The sequence below is a fragment of the Pirellulales bacterium genome (assembly GCA_036490175.1).
In the GTDB taxonomy this organism is placed as follows: Bacteria; Planctomycetota; Planctomycetia; order Pirellulales; family JACPPG01; genus JACPPG01.
In genome coordinates, this window is sequence record DASXEJ010000085.1 from 1 (window position 1) to 2240 (window position 2240).

Here is a 2240-nt window from a genome sequence, read left to right on the forward strand (position 1 = left end):
GATCCAGGATTTTCCCGGCGTCAGCGCGCCCTACGACGTGCCGCGCAATCCCGACCTCGTGCTCGAAACCGACCGCCTGCCGGTCGACGCCTGCGTCGAAAAGATCGTCGCGCTCCTCGTCAAGCGCGGGGCGATTACCGCTTAGTAACAAGCCGCAATCGCGTGCTCGCTTGCGAAGTGCCGCAGCGCGGCGCTGAAGTCCTTACGAAAGTCGTGAGGGCCTGTGCGCAGGTATTTCTTGTCGCTTCCGCGTCGCCGTCGGCGGCGTTACAATTGGCGACAAAGCCCAGGCGAATACAGAATGTTACGGCAACTCGCGAAGCATAGCCACGAAGATTACATCCCCACCGGGCTGCCGTCGCTGGCCAATGCCCAGACCGCATTGCCCGCGATCGCGAAGAACGCCGGCCTGATCGCAGAAATTGAGAACGCGGTACGGCGGGTTCCAACAACGCACGACATCGTCGTCGGCGACGCCCGCGAAATGAGCTTGAATCCTGAATCAGTCCAGCTTGTTCTAACGTCGCCCCCTTACTGGACTCTGAAGGATTATCGTGACACCGAAGGGCAATTAGGCCACTTTGCTGACTACGAAGGCTTTCTGGTTGAATTGGATAAAGTCTGGCATCAATGCTTTCGGGCTCTGGTTCCTGGCGGCCGGTTAATCTGCGTGGTCGGCGATGTGTGCCTATCCCGGCGCAAGAACGAGGGCCGCCACACGGTCATCCCCCTGCACGCCTCGATTCAGGAGCACTGTCGCCACATTGGATACGACAACCTGGCTCCGATCATTTGGCACAAAATTGCCAATGCCGTTTATGAAGTGGCCGGCAATGGTTCAGCGTTTTTGGGCAAGCCCTACGAACCGAACGCGGTCATCAAAAACGACCTGGAATACATTTTGATGGAGCGAAAGCCCGGGGGTTATCGAAGTCCGTCCTTGGCAACTCGCATTTTGAGCGTGATCGGGGACGCAAACCACAAGGAATGGTTCCAGCAGATCTGGACGGGTGTTACAGGAGCGTCAACCCGCAACCATCCCGCACCTTATCCTCTTGCACTTGCGGAACGGCTGATCCGCATGTTTAGCTTCGTCGGTGACACAGTCTTGGATCCGTTTTTGGGTACGGGTACCACGACTGTCGCCGCGATGCGCCATGGACGCAACAGCGTTGGGTATGAAATCGACGCTACGTATGCGAAGGCCGCATGGCGCCGCATCGTCGAAACAAAAGGCCTTGATATGGCCGCGGAAGTCGAGTGGCATGGCCCATAAAGGCATCGAGAAGCGGGTCGCGGACGCGATTAAGCTTTTCTGGCTTACCCGAGATAAGCAGAGCGAGCGTCAAGGCACGAAGTCCGGGCAGAAGGACGCGGGCCTGCGTGCTGCCGTAACTGGCGGCAAGCACCTGGATGGATTCACGGACATTTGCCGCGATCTATTCATTAAAGCGGGTCTTCCGGAGGCCCACATCTATTGGCGGGCACGGAAAGAGCTGCCCGGTTACTACCGCGCGGAGAAAAATTGGGACCTGATTGTTGTCGCCGATGGCTCTTTGCTGGCCGTTGTCGAATTCAAGGCCCAAGTTGGACCCTCGTTCGGCAACAACATGAACAACCGAGTCGAGGAGGCCCTCGGAAATGCAAGCGACCTTTGGGCCGCTTATCGTGAGGGAGCCTTTAAACCATCGGCACGTCCTTGGCTGGGCTACGTTTTTCTCTTGGAGGATTGCCCGAAGTCGAACGCGCCGGTCAGCGTCAAAGAGCCGCATTTCAACGTGTTCGCGGAATTTCGGGATGCGTCCTACGCCAAGCGGTACGAAATCTTTTTGACCAGGCTACTGCGCGAGCGGCTCTACGACGGCGCCTGCCTGTTGCTTACACCACGTCGAGGCGGCGAAAGAGGCAAATTCACCAGCCCATCTAAGGAATTGAGCTTCGCCAATTTTGCCGCCGGCTTGTCGGCCCACGCCATTGCTTACGCCGAAACGCACTGAATGAGCGGGATCTTGCAGAACGTTCGGAATTCTCACGAATTCCGCTACCGCCGGCGTCAGATGTAATACATGCTGCCGGTTTGCGCTCGGGCACGTTCGATCAGGTCGGCGAAGGTGATGGCGTGCAGCATTTCGTGCTCGACGAGGGCCACCTCGTGCCAGCAGCTTTGCAGGATCTTGCCGGCGGGCGAATCGGGGGCGGCGCTGGTCGGGCTTTCGTCCGGCCCTTCGATCACGGTCATC

3 protein-coding genes are annotated in these 2240 nt (G+C 58.3%); 2 read left to right on the forward strand and 1 reads right to left on the reverse strand.

What is annotated here, in order from left to right:
• The first annotated feature begins 301 nt into the window (after positions 1 to 301).
• Positions 302 to 1276, forward strand: a complete 975-nt coding sequence (locus VGG64_06085; GenBank protein HEY1599151.1) for a site-specific DNA-methyltransferase — start codon at positions 302 to 304, stop codon at positions 1274 to 1276.
• A complete protein-coding gene (locus VGG64_06090; GenBank protein ID HEY1599152.1) occupies positions 1266 to 1997 on the forward strand; it encodes a PaeR7I family type II restriction endonuclease in 732 nt (243 codons plus the stop codon). Before VGG64_06085 ends, VGG64_06090 begins: the two co-directional genes overlap by 11 nt.
• Positions 1998 to 2053: 56 nt before the next feature.
• On the opposite strand, the gene VGG64_06095 is transcribed toward VGG64_06090, so the two are convergent.
• Positions 2054 to 2240: hypothetical protein (locus VGG64_06095; protein ID HEY1599153.1), on the reverse strand; the 187-nt coding region annotated here is incomplete at its 5' end.

Bases quoted from the DNA above. Each gene is read 5' to 3' on its own strand.
- VGG64_06090 (HEY1599152.1), top strand. From the start codon at position 1,266: ATGGCCCATAAAGGCATCGAGAAGCGGGTCGCGGACGCGATTAAGCTT.
- VGG64_06085 (HEY1599151.1), top strand. From the start codon at position 302: ATGTTACGGCAACTCGCGAAGCATAGCCACGAAGATTACATCCCCACC.